The sequence below is a fragment of the Novosphingobium sp. FG137 genome (assembly GCF_057809735.1).
On sequence record NZ_JBMDKN010000002.1, the window covers coordinates 588,423 to 602,763 of the forward strand.

At 66.0% G+C, this 14,341-nt stretch carries 17 protein-coding genes; 8 read left to right on the forward strand and 9 right to left on the reverse strand.

What is annotated here, in order from left to right; all coding sequences use genetic code 11:
- Positions 1–13 precede the first annotated feature (13 nt).
- From ACODS2_RS08460 to ACODS2_RS08470, 3 genes are all read left to right on the forward strand, one after another.
- Positions 14–688, forward strand: coding sequence for a Tim44/TimA family putative adaptor protein (locus tag ACODS2_RS08460; protein WP_488998411.1), 675 nt, complete (start codon positions 14–16; stop codon positions 686–688).
- Between the two features lie 6 nt (positions 689–694).
- Complete coding sequence (gene mltA, locus ACODS2_RS08465; RefSeq protein ID WP_488998412.1) at positions 695–1,909, forward strand: murein transglycosylase A; 1,215 nt, start codon at positions 695–697, stop codon at positions 1,907–1,909.
- Positions 1,910–2,097: 188 nt separating this feature from the next.
- Entirely contained in the window at positions 2,098–2,475 is a 378-nt protein-coding gene (locus tag ACODS2_RS08470; protein ID WP_488998413.1) for a Smr/MutS family protein, read from the forward strand.
- Between the two features lie 9 nt (positions 2,476–2,484).
- Here ACODS2_RS08470 and ACODS2_RS08475 read toward each other — a convergent pair whose 3' ends face one another.
- The 3 genes from ACODS2_RS08475 to ACODS2_RS08485 all read right to left on the reverse strand — a co-directional run bounded on the left by ACODS2_RS08475 (position 2,485) and on the right by ACODS2_RS08485 (position 5,150).
- Positions 2,485–3,204 carry a TylF/MycF/NovP-related O-methyltransferase gene (locus ACODS2_RS08475; RefSeq protein WP_488998414.1) on the reverse strand — a complete coding sequence of 240 codons (720 nt, stop codon included), beginning with the start codon at positions 3,202–3,204 and terminating at the stop codon, positions 2,485–2,487.
- An 89-nt stretch (positions 3,205–3,293) separates the two neighbouring features.
- On the reverse strand, positions 3,294–4,439 hold the full coding sequence (gene dapE, locus ACODS2_RS08480) for a succinyl-diaminopimelate desuccinylase (RefSeq protein ID WP_488998415.1): 1,146 nt from the start codon (positions 4,437–4,439) through the stop codon (positions 3,294–3,296).
- Positions 4,440–4,481: 42 nt separating this feature from the next.
- Entirely contained in the window at positions 4,482–5,150 is a 669-nt protein-coding gene (locus ACODS2_RS08485) for a glutathione S-transferase family protein (RefSeq protein WP_488998416.1), read from the reverse strand.
- Positions 5,151–5,286: 136 nt separating this feature from the next.
- On the opposite strand from ACODS2_RS08485, the gene ACODS2_RS08490 reads away from it, so the two are divergent.
- The gene (locus ACODS2_RS08490; RefSeq protein WP_488998417.1) at positions 5,287–7,251 is read left to right on the forward strand and encodes a putative bifunctional diguanylate cyclase/phosphodiesterase; all 1,965 of its coding nucleotides are present in this window, start codon (positions 5,287–5,289) and stop codon (positions 7,249–7,251) included.
- Between the two features lie 4 nt (positions 7,252–7,255).
- Here the strand turns inward: ACODS2_RS08490 and yihA are convergent, their stop codons facing one another.
- From yihA to ACODS2_RS08520, 6 genes are all read right to left on the reverse strand, one after another.
- On the reverse strand, positions 7,256–7,918 hold the full coding sequence (gene yihA / locus ACODS2_RS08495) for a ribosome biogenesis GTP-binding protein YihA/YsxC (RefSeq protein ID WP_488998418.1): 663 nt from the start codon (positions 7,916–7,918) through the stop codon (positions 7,256–7,258).
- Between the two features lie 11 nt (positions 7,919–7,929).
- On the reverse strand, positions 7,930–9,750 hold the full coding sequence (yidC, locus tag ACODS2_RS08500; protein WP_488998419.1) for a membrane protein insertase YidC: 1,821 nt from the start codon (positions 9,748–9,750) through the stop codon (positions 7,930–7,932).
- A 54-nt stretch (positions 9,751–9,804) separates the two neighbouring features.
- Positions 9,805–10,017 carry a membrane protein insertion efficiency factor YidD gene (yidD, locus tag ACODS2_RS08505; RefSeq protein WP_488998420.1) on the reverse strand — a complete coding sequence of 71 codons (213 nt, stop codon included), beginning with the start codon at positions 10,015–10,017 and terminating at the stop codon, positions 9,805–9,807.
- Entirely contained in the window at positions 10,014–10,451 is a 438-nt protein-coding gene (gene rnpA, locus ACODS2_RS08510; RefSeq protein ID WP_366886092.1) for a ribonuclease P protein component, read from the reverse strand. The genes yidD and rnpA overlap by 4 nt, the downstream gene beginning before the upstream one ends.
- Positions 10,448–10,582, reverse strand: coding sequence for a 50S ribosomal protein L34 (rpmH, locus tag ACODS2_RS08515; protein ID WP_298165898.1), 135 nt, complete (start codon positions 10,580–10,582; stop codon positions 10,448–10,450). Before rpmH ends, rnpA begins: the two co-directional genes overlap by 4 nt.
- A gap of 430 nt (positions 10,583–11,012) precedes the next feature.
- Positions 11,013–11,792, reverse strand: a complete 780-nt coding sequence (locus ACODS2_RS08520; protein ID WP_488998421.1) for a universal stress protein — start codon at positions 11,790–11,792, stop codon at positions 11,013–11,015.
- A 164-nt stretch (positions 11,793–11,956) separates the two neighbouring features.
- On the opposite strand from ACODS2_RS08520, the gene ACODS2_RS08525 reads away from it, so the two are divergent.
- The 4 genes from ACODS2_RS08525 to ACODS2_RS08540 are packed head-to-tail and all read left to right on the forward strand — an operon-like array spanning position 11,957 to position 14,338.
- On the forward strand, positions 11,957–12,616 hold the full coding sequence (locus tag ACODS2_RS08525; protein WP_488998422.1) for an HAD-IA family hydrolase: 660 nt from the start codon (positions 11,957–11,959) through the stop codon (positions 12,614–12,616).
- Between the two features lie 54 nt (positions 12,617–12,670).
- Positions 12,671–13,381 carry a CoA transferase subunit A gene (locus ACODS2_RS08530; protein WP_488998423.1) on the forward strand — a complete coding sequence of 237 codons (711 nt, stop codon included), beginning with the start codon at positions 12,671–12,673 and terminating at the stop codon, positions 13,379–13,381.
- Entirely contained in the window at positions 13,381–13,692 is a 312-nt protein-coding gene (locus ACODS2_RS08535; RefSeq protein ID WP_488998424.1) for a DUF5076 domain-containing protein, read from the forward strand. Before ACODS2_RS08530 ends, ACODS2_RS08535 begins: the two co-directional genes overlap by 1 nt.
- Positions 13,679–14,338, forward strand: coding sequence for a CoA transferase subunit B (locus tag ACODS2_RS08540; protein WP_298165906.1), 660 nt, complete (start codon positions 13,679–13,681; stop codon positions 14,336–14,338). The genes ACODS2_RS08535 and ACODS2_RS08540 overlap by 14 nt, the downstream gene beginning before the upstream one ends.
- Positions 14,339–14,341 lie beyond the last annotated feature (3 nt).

Here is a 14,341-nt window from a genome sequence, read left to right on the forward strand (position 1 = left end):
AGGATATGGCCTTGTGATTGTTGAAATTGTGATTCTCGCGATGATCGCAGCATTCCTGGGCCTGCGACTCTATGCCGTTCTTGGCCGCCGGCCCGAGCAGAACGATGAGCCGCTCCGCCGCCGCGTGGAGCAGCCCGATCCGGCCAGCGCACCGCGCACCCTGGCGCCGCGCCTGCCGGAAAAGACCACCGGCGCGCCCCGCACTCTGCCGCTGCCGCAGGACAACCAGCTCGATTCCCGCGCCGAAACAGGCATCCGCGCGATTGTCGCGGCGGACCGCCGCTTCGATGTCGGCCAGTTTCTGGCAGGCGCGCGCGGTGCCTATGGCATGGTGCTCGAAGCCTTCTGGCGCGGCGACAAGGAAGAGCTTTCGCAGCTGTGTGACAGCGACGTGTTCGACGGTTTTGCCGCTGCGATCGACGCGCGCAGCGCTGCCGGTGAATCGGTGACCGCCAAGCTGATCCGAATCGAGGAAGCGCGCATCGTCGATGCCAGCTATGCTGCGCCGCGTGCGCGTATCTCGGTCAGCTTCGTCGCCGACGTGGCCTCGGTCACCCGCGATGCGAACGGCGCAGTCGTGGCAGGTTCGCTCGACGATGCGATCGAAACCCGCGATGTTTGGACCTTCTCACGCGATATCACCTCGCGCGATCCAGACTGGATTGTCGACGAGACCGACGAAGGCTGACCCAACGTGGCGGTATGGCGGGCAAGACGGGCCGGCAAGCTGGCCTGGCTTGCCGTTTTCGCGACCGCTTTCCTTTCCGGCTGCATTCCGCTGATTCCGCAAGGCGCGCCGGTGCCCCCGGTGCCGCCCACCGCACCGAATGCCGCGCTGGTCGGCACGCGCCCGGGACCAACGCCGGCCGGGTTGGGCTTCAGCGATTCCAACGCCCGCGCGGCGCTTGCCGCTTTCGTCACGAGCTGCCCGCGCCTGACACGCCGCACCGACGCGAGCGGGCTGACCCGCCCGGAGGATTGGACCCCCGCTTGCGCTGCTGCGGCGGGCTGGCCACCGGAGGATGCGCGGGGCTTTTTCAGCCGCTATTTCGAGACGGCAACCGTCGCGCGCGGCGAAGCGCTGGTCACGGGCTATTACGAGCCGGAGATCGCCGGGGTGCGCGTGCGCCAGCCGGGCTTCGACGTGCCGGTCTATGCCCTTCCCCCCGATCTGGTGCGCGCAAGGCCGGGTGATGCGCCGCCCCAGCCCGATGGCAGCCAGCCTTTGGGCCGCTATGACGAAACGGGGCGCTTCGCCCCCTACTTCGACCGCACCGCTATCGAGAACGGCGCGCTGGCCGGCCGGGGGCTGGAGATCGGCTGGGTGGCGGACCGCGCCGAACTGTTCTTCCTGCAGGTGCAAGGTTCGGGACGCCTGCGCGCGCCCGACGGAACGGTCGTGCGGCTCGGCTTCGCGGGGCAGAACGGCTATCCCTACACCGGGATCGGCAGCGTGATGCGCGCGCAGGGGCTGATCGGCAGCGGACCGGGCCAGTATCCCGGTTCGATGCAGGGCATCCTGCGCTACATCCACGAGCATCCGGTGGAGGGCAGCGCACTGATGCGGCAGAACCAGAGCTATGTGTTCTTCCGCGAACGGACGGGGCCAGACACGGTGGGCGCGCTCGGCGTGCCGATTGCCCCGCGCACGACACTGGCGGCAGACCCGGCTTTCGTGCCGCTCGGCGCGCCAGTGTGGTTGCAGGGTGATGGCGGGATCAGCGGCAAGAATATCAGTGGACTCTGGGTGGCGCAGGATACCGGCGGTGCGATCAAGGGCCCCAACCGCTTCGACAGCTTCTGGGGCGCCGGTGCCGAGGCGCGCACCATCGCAGGCGGGATGCGCGCGCAAGGGCAGGCGCTGATCCTGCTGCCCAAGGGCACGCTGGCCCGGCTGAACGGACAATGAGGGCGCCCCCGCGCGGGCTCAGCCCGGAAGAAGCCGCCTTGTGGCGGAGGGTCGCCGCGACGGTGACCCCGCTGCACCCCAGGCGGCCAGCAACCGCTCCCGTAGTTGTCGCGCCAAGTGAGCCCCTTCCTCCACCCCCCAAGCGCGTAAAAGGCCGCATCCCGCCGCCGAAGCCCGAGCCGGTGCCGGTGGCAAACCCGGTGCGTCCGCTCACTGCTGGCGGGCTCGATTCGAGCTGGGACCGCAAGCTGGGGCGCGGGCCCATCCAGCCTGATGTGACGATCGATCTCCACGGCCTGACCCTTGCGATGGCGCACGACCGGCTGAACGGCGGCATCGCACAGGCGCTGGCGATGGGCGCTCGGGTGATCCTGCTGATCGCGGGCAAGCACCGCCCGGTGCCGGAGAACGACTTGAGAGGCGAGAAGCGCGGGGCGATCCGTGCCAAGCTGCTCGACTGGCTGGCGGCGAGCCCCCACGCCGGGCGCATCGCCTCGGTCCGCCCCGCCCAGCCGCGCCATGGCGGGGACGGTGCGGTCTATATCGTGCTCAGGAAAGCGCGCTGACCAGAACGCTCAGAGGAACTGGAACGCTGCCTGCTCCGCATAGGGGCCGGAGGTTCCGATCAGCCTGGCCTTGCGCATGAAGGCGCCGCAATAATCGTTCCAGGCGCGGAATTCGTGCATCGGGCTGGCGAACTCGTCAAAGATGATCACGCTGCCGGGCACCAGCAGATTGTTCAGCATGGCCAGTGTGTAGTGCGTCGAGGAATAGAGATCGCTGTCGTTGTGGACGACCAGCCGCTTGTCGCTGACGAAAGTTTTCAGGAACCCCGGCAGAGTTTCCTGAAACAGCCCGGCATGGAAGCTCGCCCGGTCGTCGTTGACGACCGGGATCTGACCATCGACGTTGAAATGGCCCGCCGGACGATGCTTGTTCCATTCCACCGGCAGTCCGCTGAACGTATCAAACCCCGCGAAATGGCTCTCAGGATGCGTTTCGATCTGCAGCCAGCGGCGAAAGGATTCGCCCTGATGCACGCCGAATTCGAGATAATTGATCGGTTCATTGCCGAGGCAGGTGGCCTTGACGTGGTCATAAAGCTGGAACCGGTGCTCGAACACCGGGGCATTCTCGCTGCTAAGCCATCGCTTGAGCCGGGCATGCCCATTGAGCGTATCGAGCGCGGGCACGGGTCGCGGATAGAGGACGCTGGCGACCTTGCGCATCATGCGCATGCGCCGTTCGATCGGTGTAACAGTTATCACCAGCCCCCCGGTCTGAATGTTTGACACAGCGTCGGTAGCAGCGCCGGAACGCAGGTCAACGCAAGATGTGTCCGGAATTGCAGTCCTGCGGGCCCCCGTGCTCTGCAGGTCGCGCCTCAGCCCGCTAGAGTGGTCTCTGCAATCCGCCGGTAAATCCGTGTCAGCAAGTGCAAGTCCTCCACCGCCACCGCTTCGTCGGTCTTGTGCATCGTGGCGTTGGTGAGGCCAAATTCGATCACCGGGCACAGCGCCCGCAGGAAGCGGGCGTCGGAGGTGCCGCCGGTGGTGGAAAGCTCCGGACTGAGGCCTGTTTCAGCCTCCACAGCCGCGGCGACTAGCGCCGATTGCGCGCCGGGCAGCGTTATGAAGGCCTCGCCATGCAGGGTGGCGCGCACCTCGGTGCGGTGCTTGGCCGCGATTTCGGTCACGCGGTCGACCAATGCCTGCCCGGTGTGGTGATCGTTGTAGCGGATCGAGAGGCGCGCGCGGGCTTCTGCCGGGATCACGTTGGTAGCGCGGTTGCCGACTTCGAGATCGGTGATCTCGAGGTTCGAAGCCTGAAACCACGCGCTGCCTTCATCGAGCACCAGCGCATCGAGTTCCGCAAGCAGCGCAACAAGGCGGGGGATCGGATTATCCGCAAGGTGCGGGTAGGCGACATGGCCCTGCGCGCCCTTGGCAGTGAGCCACACATTGACCGAGCCGCGCCGGCCGATCTTGACCATGTCACCCAGCCGGTGAACCGATGTCGGCTCCCCCACCAGGCAGAAATCGGGGATCGCGCCGATCTCGCGCATGTGCGCGATCAGCGGGACGGTGCCGTATTTCGCGGGGCCTTCCTCATCGCCAGTGATGATGAAGCTCACCGTGCCGGCCTCGGCGGGGATCTGCTCCACCGCGCAGACCATCGCCGCGATCGCGCCCTTCATGTCGACCGCGCCGCGGCCGTAGAGCATCGTGCCGCCGGGCACATCGCGCAGGTCCGCCAAGAACGGCGCGCTCGACCAGCCTTCGCCCGGGGGCACGACATCGAGGTGGCCGGCGAAGGCGAAATGGCGCGAGCCTGCCGGGCCTTGGCGGATCGCAAAAAGGTTCTCGACCGGGCCTTCGGGTGGCTCGCCCGCGAGGAAGCGGTGCACCGCAAAGCCCAGCGGAGCGAGCATGGCTTCGAGCACATCAAACACCGCGCCGGTGGCGGGGGTAATGCTGGGTGCCTCGATCAGTGCGGCGGTGCGGGCAAGGACATCGGAAGAAACGGTCATGATCTGCAGTTAACCGAGCGCGGCGCAGGAGGGAAGCACTGCTCAGCCTGGTGCCGCTGCATCGAAGCGCGGGATCGACCATGGCTCCTCGGCAGCGGCAGCGCGCCAGGCTTCGAGCCACTCGTGCTCCCACACCGCGTCCATGTAGGCGGCGGCAAAGCCCGGCACGGGCACGCCATACTGGCGCAGCCGCACCACGACCGGCGCGAAGGCGATGTCCGCCGCGCCGAACGTGCCAAACAGGTACGGGCCGCCCTGCCCGAACCGGGCGCGGGCCTGCGCCCAGAGCGTGAGGATGCGGGTGGCATCGGCGCGGACCGCATCGCTCAGGGGCTTTTCGAAGGGATCCATGCGCAAGTTGAACGGCAGTTCGGCGCGGAGCGCGGCGAAACCCGAATGCATCTCCGCCACCATCGCGCGAGCCATGGCGCGGGCATCATCGGCCTTGGGCCAGTAGCGATCGCGCCCGACCTTGTCGGCAAGGTATTCGAGGATCGCGAGGCTATCCCAAACGACGGCATCGCCGTCCCACAGCACCGGCACCTTGCCTGCCGCTGGGGCGAGTTCGGGCACGGCGCACTTGGTCTCTTCCCAGTTCTCGCCATAGAGCGGGATCACCAGCGTTTCGAACGCGAGGCCGGATTGGCGCGCAGAAAGCCAGCCGCGCAGGGACCAGCTGGAATAGGAGCGATTGCCGATGACGAGCTTCATGCGCAAGCAGGCCTAACCCTTCCGCGCGGCACTGTCGAGGGAGCCTTCAAGGTTAGTTTTTTCATCACATACCCGGCGCATTTGCGCGGATAGGCTGCGCAACCCGGCGACAAGAGCGCATCGGCGAGTAAGCGACATGGCATCGCAAGCTGAACTCTCCGCTGCGCCCTTCATGGCGGCAGTCGGCCCCCTGGACGTGGGGTCCGCACGGCGTCCGCTGCCCGTTGAGCAGTTCCTGCGCCTGCGCAGGCAATTGCCGCCGATGTATTTCATCCTCACGATGAATGCGGCGGCGCTGGCCTATACCCACCACATTGCCGCACCGGCTTGGCTGTCGATCAACGTGCCGATGGTGCTGATCATCGCCTGCGCGGTGCGGACGCTGCAGTGGATGCGGCCGATCGACGAGGCCTGCGTGACCGAACGGCAAGCGCAGCGCGTGCTGCGGCGCACCGAGATCATGGCGGCGGCAATGTCCGTGCTGTTCGTCTCATGGGCGCTTTTGCTCGATCAGTACGGCGATGGCGACGAACACGGCCATGTCACCGTGTTCGTGGCGATCACCGTGATGGGCTGCATCTTCTGCCTGAGCTATTTGCCGCGGGCCGCCCACCTCGTCAGCTTCGTCGTGCTCGGGGTATTCCTCACGTACTGTCTTGCGTGCGGGACGGTGACGATGGCCTCCATGGCGCTCAACATCCTGCTGGTGAGCGTCGTCGTGCTTAAGGTGCTGCGCGATTCGTATGGATCGTTCACCGCGCTTGAGGATTCGCAGGCTGCGTTGCACCATGAACGAGCGCAAGCGCAGCACCTTGCCGAGGAGAACGCCCGCCTCGCACATTCGGACCCGCTGACGGGCCTGCCGAACCGGCGCTATTTCTTCGCCCGGCTCGATGCCTTGCTGGCGCGCGGAAGCCGAGGCGCCCCCTTCGCGATCGGGGTGATCGATCTCGACCGATTCAAGCCGATCAACGATATCCACGGCCATGCGCAGGGCGATCGCCTGCTGCAAGTGATCGGCGAAAGGCTGCGCGCGGCAAGCGGACCTGACGCGGTGATCGCGCGGCTCGGCGGGGATGAGTTCGGCCTCATCATCGAAGGCTCGATGGAAGCGGCTGAAGCGATGGGTGCGTGGCTCTGCGAGCGGGTACAGCAGCCGGTGCCGCTGGGCGATATCGTGGTCTCGGTCGGCTGCTCGGGCGGGCTGGCCGCCTGGCCTGAGGCTGGCACCCGCGCGCATGACCTGTTCGACCGCGCGGACTTTGCGCTCTATCACGCCAAGAAGGCCCGGCGCGGCGGGATCGTCCGCTTTTCCTGCGAACTGGAGCGGATCATCCGATCGGAACAGGCACTGGAAGCGGCCTTGCAGAGCGCGGACCTGGGGCGCGAACTGGCGATGGCCTACCAGCCGATCGTCCGCACGCGTTCGATGGCGATGGTCGGGGTGGAGGCACTAGCGAGGTGGGAATCGCCAACCATCGGCGCGGTGCCGGCCGAACAACTGTTTGCAACGGCGGAGCGGCTCGGCATGGCGCGCACGGTTACGCTCGCCGCGTTCGAACGGGTGCTGGCCGATTTCACGCAATTGCCGCCCGAGCAGCGCCTGTCCTTCAATCTCGCCCCGACCGACATCGCTGATCCCGGCACGGTCGCCGCGCTGATCGAGCGGATCGCGCGCAGCGGCATCGATGCCCAGCGGCTGGTGTTCGAGATCACCGAAACATCGCTGATCGGCGACTTTGCGGGCGCGCGCACCGCGCTGGAGCAACTGCGCACTTGCGGGGCAAAGATCGCACTCGATGATTTCGGAACGGGCTATTCGAGCCTCAGCACGCTGCATATGCTGCCGATCGACATCATCAAGATCGACCGCAGCTTCGCGGTGCGGCTCGACGATGGCGAGGGCCGCCGGCTGGTGCGCGCGATCTTCAATCTGACGCGCTCGCTGCGGTTGGAATGCGTGTTCGAGGGGATCGAGACCGAAATGCAGCTGATGGAAGCAACGCTTGCAGGCTTCCACTACGCGCAGGGGTACTTCATCGAGCGGCCGGTGGCGTTGGATACCCTGCTGGAGCGGCGGGCGAGCCGCAACGCCGCGTAATCCGTCAGATCGCGGCGTCTGCCAGGATGGCGGCGCGCAGCTCGGGGATGCCCATCTTGAGCTCCGACGAGGTGACGTGGATCTGCGGGAACGCGGCTGTCCGCTTGCGCGCGGCGGCCTCGGTTGCGGCCACTGTTGCGGCAAGGTCGCTGGCCTTGATCTTGTCCGCCTTGGTGAGAACGACGCGGTAGCCCACGGCGGCCTCGTCAAGCATCTGCATCATGTCCTGATCGACCGCCTTGATGCCGTGGCGCGCATCGATGAGCAGCAGGGTGCGCTTGAGCACGACGCGGCCGCGCAGGAAATCGCGCACTAGCCGCCGCCACTGCTCGGTCACACTGGGCGGCGCCTTGGCAAAGCCATAGCCGGGCATGTCGACCAGCCGCATCTGGATCGGCTCGCCAAGATCGAAGAAATTGAGCTCCTGCGTGCGGCCGGGGGTGACCGAGGTGCGCGCCATCGAATTGCGCCCGGTGAGCGCATTGAGCAGCGAGGACTTGCCGACGTTCGAGCGGCCCGAAAACGCGATCTCCGGCACCGTGGGATCGGGCAGGAACTGGAGCGCGGGTGCGGACTTGAGGAAGGTCACGGGGCCTGCGAACAGGCGCCGGGCACGCTCCTCAAGTGCGGCGCGCGCCGCGGTTTCCTCTTCGGTCGGTGCGGTCATCGCGGCGTCACTCACCGGGTCTTGGGCTTGCGCGGAGTGGTCTTCTGCTCACGCAGCGCCACCCGGTCGATATCGAGCTGGTCCTTGCTCGCCTGCGCCTTGAGCTGCGGGTGCTTGCTGTAGAGGTACTTCTGCTGCGCGATGGTGAGCAGGTTCGAGGTGATCCAGTAGATCAGCAGGCCGGCCGCGAAGGGTGCCATCACGAACATCATCATCCACGGCATCAGCGCCATGACCTGCTGCTGCGCCGGGTCCATCGCCGCAGGCTGCAGCTTGAACTGCGCCCACATCGTGATGCCGAGCAGGATCGCCAGCACGCCGATCGCGAGGAAGGCGGGCGGGGTGAACGGCAGCAGGCCGAACAGGTTGAGCACGTGCAGCGGATCGGGGGCCGAGAGGTCCTTGATCCAGAGGTAGAAGGGCTGGTGGCGCATCTCGATGGTCAGCACGAGCACCTTGTAGAGCGCGAAGAACACCGGGATCTGCAGGAAGATCGGCAGGCAGCCGGCGAGCGGGTTCACGCCTTCCGCCTTGTACAGCGCCATGATTTCCTGTTGCTGCTTCTGCTTGTCGTCCTTGAAGCGTTCCTGGATGACCTTCAGCTTGGGCTGGATGGCGCGCATCGCCGCCATCGAGGAGAACTGGCGCTGGGCGACCGGGAACATCATGCCGCGCACGATCAGCGTGAGCAGGATGATCGCGAGGCCAAAGTTGTGCACCGCGCGGAACAGCGAATCGAGCAGCCAGAAGATCGGCTTCTCGAACCAGCGGAACCAGCCCCAGTCGATCGAGAGCGAGAGGTTGGTTGCCCCCTGCTTCTCGTAGGCCTCGAGCACATTGTTTTCCTTGGCCCCGGCGAAGAGGCGCACGGTCTGCGTCGCGGTCTGCCCCGGCGCGACGGTCGCGACGGGATAGATCAGGTCCGCGCGGAAGATATCGGGCGCGACACTGCGGAAATCCCCCTTGGGCTGAACCGCCCCGTTCGCCGTGTCCGGGACCAGCGCCGAGAGCCAGTAGATATCGGTGAAGCCGATCCAGTTGGCGGAGCCCGCCGGGCTGACCGTGCCGGCGGTCTTCACGTCGGAATAGTTGTTATCAAACGTCACCGCGCCATCGAAGGCCGCGATCGGGCCCGAGTGGACGTTCCAGGTATCGAGGCTGGCGGTGCGGTCGGTGCGGTTGACCAGCGCGAAGGGCTTGACCGCAACGGGCGCGCCGGCCGCATTGCTGACCGACTGGGTCAGCGTGATCATGTAGTTCGCATCGATCGCATAGCGGATCGCGAAAGTCTGGCCGGTGGGGTTGGTCCACTTGAGCGTGACGGGCGTCGCCGGAGTCAGCTTCGCGCCTTCGGCCTGCCACATCGTGTCCGGTCCCGGGGCGGCAATGCCGTTCTGGCCGATCCAACCGACCTGCGCATAGTGCTGCGCGGGCGTGCCGGCGGGCGAGAACAGACGCACCGGCGGGCTGTTCTTGTCGAGCGTTTCGCGGTGGCGGGCGAGCGTGAGATCATCGACGAGGCCGCCGAGGAGATTGATCGAACCCTTGAGGCCGGGCGCATCGACCGGAATGCGGTGGCCGGCGGCGAGGGTCTGGGCAAGGTCCTGCTTTTCGAGCGCGACATCAGCCGGGGCCTGCAGGCCGCCTTCGCGGGTCGGCTTGAGCGTGGGCGCGGGGGCAGGTGCGTTGCCGGCGGGGGCGCCGGGTGCAGTGGCAGCACCGCCGACAGGCTTTGCAGGCGCAGGGTAATAGTACCGCATGCCAAGGTCCCAGCCGACCAGCATGAGGGCCATGAGCACCATCGCCAGAATTACGTTGCGCTGATTTTCCACTCTGCCTCGCGTCGAAAAGTCATGTCTGCAGGATACGCTGTCACGGCACCGGCACTAGGGGACGGGGTCGTAGCCGTGGCTACCCCAAGGATGGCAGCGCAATAGCCGCTTCACCGTCAGCCAACCACCCTTAATCGCACCGTGTTTGCGCAGCGCCTCGATCGCATAGTGCGAACACGAGGGGCTGTAGCGGCACGAGGGCGGCAGGATCACCGAGGGACCGAGTTGCCAGAGGCGAACCAGGACGATCAGCAGGCGGCGGATCACTTGCCGCGTCCCTTGGGCTTGCCCTTGGTAGAAGGTCTGCGCGGCGGATCACCCTTGCCCGCGGCCACGCGGGAAAGCGCGGCTTCGAGTTCCTGGCGAAGTAGTGCGAAATTGCGTTCGATCCCGTTTTCGCGGCCGATCAGCACATGGTCTGCCCCGGCAATGCCCTGAGCTGGAAGGATTTCCCGCGCGAGCGCACGCAAGCGCCGCTTCATGCGGTTGCGGGCAACGGCATTGCCAATGCGCTTGGTGACGGTGACCCCGAAGCGGCGCAAGCCATCGGGGCGTGCCAGCGGGTTCACCAAAAGCACGAAACCGGGCCTTGCGACCCGGATTCCGTTGTTCGCGGCGAGGAAATCGGCGCGCTTCGCAATGATCTCCAGCCGAAGCCCCGTCGCCGCAGCGTCCGGGGCGGCTGGCGCTTCGGGGATCAGGCCGAAAGCTTCTTGCGACCGCGAGCGCGGCGGGCACGGAGGATCTTGCGACCGCCGACAGTGGCCGTGCGGGCGCGGAAGCCGTGACGGCGGGCACGCACGAGGTTGCTGGGCTGGAAAGTGCGCTTCATCGGTTTGCTCTTTTCGTTCGAATCGGTTTGACCGTGGCCAGCGCAAAACGCGGCCCGGAATCAGGAGCGGGCCACTACGCTGCGATGCTCTTGCAGTCAAGCACCGCTAGGATTGCGGCGCCTTCCTGCCCCGTGCCCAAGGCCGAATGGCTCGGGCAGAAAAAAGGCCCGGTCGTTGCCAACCGGGCCTGAAAGTTTTGGGAGAGGATGCCTGAAAGGCCATTTTCATATGCAACTATCCCCCCGTTCTCGCAAGTGCGAAATGGGCCATAATGGTTGCACTTTTTGCAATCGAAACAGTATAATCGCCGGGGAACCGCCAATTTCCATCGCCATTACAGCAGTATGACTCCCGGATATGGCGACAATGCCAAAATCGGATAGCGCTTTCGTTGCGTCGCAACATGCCCCAAGGGGAAGGTCACGGCGTTCAGTGCGCCAGGAGCAGCGGGACCATCGACTTGTCGAGCAACTCGCGCGAGACTCCGCCGAGCAGCAGTTCGCGCAGCCTGCTCTTGCCGAACACGCCCATCACGATCAGTCCCGCGCCAAGTTCGTGCGCCTTGTCGGCAATCATGGTGCCGATCGCGCCGTGCTTTGCCACTTCATGGACTTCGGCGTGGATATCGTGCCGCGAGAGGTAGCAGGCCGCATCGCGCGCGGGGAAGCTGTCTTCCTTTTCGCGCACCATCAGGATGTGGACCGCGCTGGCGAGGGCCAGCAGCGGCAGCGCTGCGTGCATGGCAGCAGCGGCTTCATGCCCGCCATCCCAGGCGAGCAGCACCGGCTTGTCGAACACGACCAGCGGCACCCCGCGCGGCAGCGCCAGCACCGGGCAGCGCGAGCCCAGCGCCACTTCCTCGAGCGCGGGATCATCGAGGCTGGCGACGATGCAATCGGTGAAGCGCGCGGCGGCGGCCACGCTTTCGACCCGGCCTTGATCGGTGAGCACCACGTCGAAGGGCACGTCTTCGTTGGCGAGCCGCTTGTCGAGGTCCGTGGCAAGCTGCTCGTCCGCTGCGCGCACCTCGTTGATCACTTCGGCCGAAAGCGCCGCCCCGCCGAAGGGCTCCCACAGCGCCATCTGCGCGAAGGGAGTCGCGATCTGGAAAGACACGTGGCCGCGCATCGCCCGCGCCAGCGCGAGCGCGGTTTCGACCCTGTCGTTCAGCGTTTCGGCGTTGTCCGCCGGGCAGAGAATCGAGCGCATGGGGTACCTCCTCGGGTTGGCTAATGCACCAGAGGTAGACCCGATCCGGACTTAAGCCCAATGATCCATGTCAATTCGCCAGTCCCGGCCCGGGGCCTGTTCGCCGCCCTTGCGCGCGCCGCGCCGCCCGCTATGCCGCCTGAACGAGTTAACCGGGAGCGGACATGGTGGCGGAGCGGACAATTGCGGCAGTGATCTTCGATTTCGGCGGCGTGATCACCTCGTCTCCGTTCGAGGCGTTCAACCGGCTGGAAGCCGAACGCGGGCTGCCGCAGGACTTCGTCCGCCGGGTCAACGCGCTGAACCCCGATGACAACGCCTGGGCAAAGTTCGAGCGGGCCGAAATCGGCGCGGCCGAATTCGACGCGCTGTTTGCCGCCGAAGCCCGCGCGCAGGGCCATGACCTTGCCGGCGCCGACGTGCTGGCGGTTCTGGCCGGCGCAGTCCGCCCGGCGATGGTCCGCGCGCTTGATCAGCTGAAGGCCGCCGGATACCGCCTCGCCTGCATCACCAACAATGTGCCGACGGGACACGGTGCGGGTCTGGCAAGGAGCGAGGACCGCAGCGATGCGCTGGAGCAGATCTTCGCGCGCTTCGAGCACGTGATCGAAAGCAGCAAGGCGGGCGTGCGCAAGCCCGATCCGCGCATCTACCTCATGATGTGCGAGAAACTGGGGCTCGATCCCGCCGCCTGCATCTACCTCGACGACCTTGGCGTGAACTGCAAACCGGCGGCGAAGCTGGGGATGCATGCCATCAAGGTGACGAGCGGCGAGCAGGCGCTGGCCGATCTTTCCGCGTACCTCGGCCTCTCGCTGGGGTGACAAGCCGTCCCTTCCCGCTAGATAGGCGCTGGACAGCACAGGAGCCGGATTCGCGTGGCCAAGAAGCTTTATCCCGATGCCGCCAGCGCCCTTGACGGGCTGCTCAAGGACGGCCTGCTGATCGCCTGCGGGGGCTTCGGCCTGTGCGGCGTTCCCGAGCGGCTGCTGACCGCGGTGCGCGAAAGCGGGGTCAAGGACCTCACCTTCGCCAGCAACAACGCCGGCATCGACAACGAAGGCATCGGCATGCTGCTGCGCACGCGGCAGGTGAAGAAGATGATCTCGTCCTACGTGGGCGAGAACAAGGAATTCGAGCGCCAGTATCTTTCGGGCGAGCTCGAGGTGGAGTTCTGTCCGCAGGGCACGCTGGCCGAGCGCATGCGCGCGGGCGGCGCAGGCATCCCCGGCTTCTATACGAAGACGGGCGTCGGCACGCTGGTGGCCGAGGGCAAGGAAGTGAAGACCTTCCGCGGGGAGGACTACATCCTTGAAGAAGGCATCTTCGCCGATCTCGCGCTGGTCAAGGCGTGGAAGGCGGACGAGACGGGCAACGTCGTGTTCCGCAAGACGGCGCGCAATTTCAACGTGCCGGCGGCCACTTGCGGCAAGGTCTGCGTGGTCGAAGTGGAAGAGATCGTGCCCACCGGCAGCCTTGATCCCGATGCAATCCACCTGCCGGGCGTCTACGTCCAGCGGATCATCGTGGGTTCGCCCTACGACAAGAAGATCGAGTTCCGCACTGTTCGCAACACGGATGTCGGCTGATGTTCGGGCGTGCCCGCCCCCACAAGGGTGAGCTTTCCCTTAGCGGCCATGGGCAACTGCGCGATGATGCATGGGAACTGGCAAGATTCTGGATCAACGGAGAGCGGTCGTACGTGATGACGGCGGTGAACAAGGCATGGTCGCCCGAACTGGTCGGGTCCCTGCTAATGGAATCCGCCCGAACGGTGGCCGCAGCCTATGCTCACTCGGGAGCCATGAGCGAAGCAGAAGCCTGGACACGTATCCTTCAGGGGCTTGACGAAGAACGTAGCCGCCTAACAGCGGCAGGAGACCAAGATGACCAAGCATGATGGACTGACCGCAGGCTGGACCCGCGACCAGATGGCCGCCCGCGCTGCGCGCGAGCTTCAGGACGGCTTCTATGTGAACCTTGGCATCGGCATCCCGACGCTGGTGGCGAACCATATTCCGGAAGGGATGACCGTCACGCTGCAGAGCGAGAACGGGATGCTCGGCATCGGGCCCTTCCCGCTCGCGGGCGAGGAAGACGCCGACCTCATCAACGCCGGCAAGCAGACGATCAGCGAACTGCCGCAGTCCGCCTATTTCGACAGCGCGCAGAGCTTCGCGATGATCCGCGGCGGCCATATCGACCTCACCGTGCTGGGCGCGATGGAAGTCGCTGAGAACGGCGACATCGCCAACTGGATGGTGCCCGGCAAGATGATCAAGGGCATGGGCGGCGCTATGGACCTCGTCGCCGGCGTCAAGAAGATCATCGTGGTGATGGAGCACTGCGCCAAGGACGGCAGCCCCAAGTTCATCCCCGCCTGCACCCTGCCGCTGACGGGCAAGGGCGTGGTCGACATGATCGTGACCGACCTTGCCGTCTTCGCGCGGGCAGATCACGCCTCGCCGTTCCGGCTGATCGAGCTGGCGCCGGGCGTCAGCGCGGAGGATGTCAGGGCCAAGACGACGGCGCACTACGTGGAGTAAGCC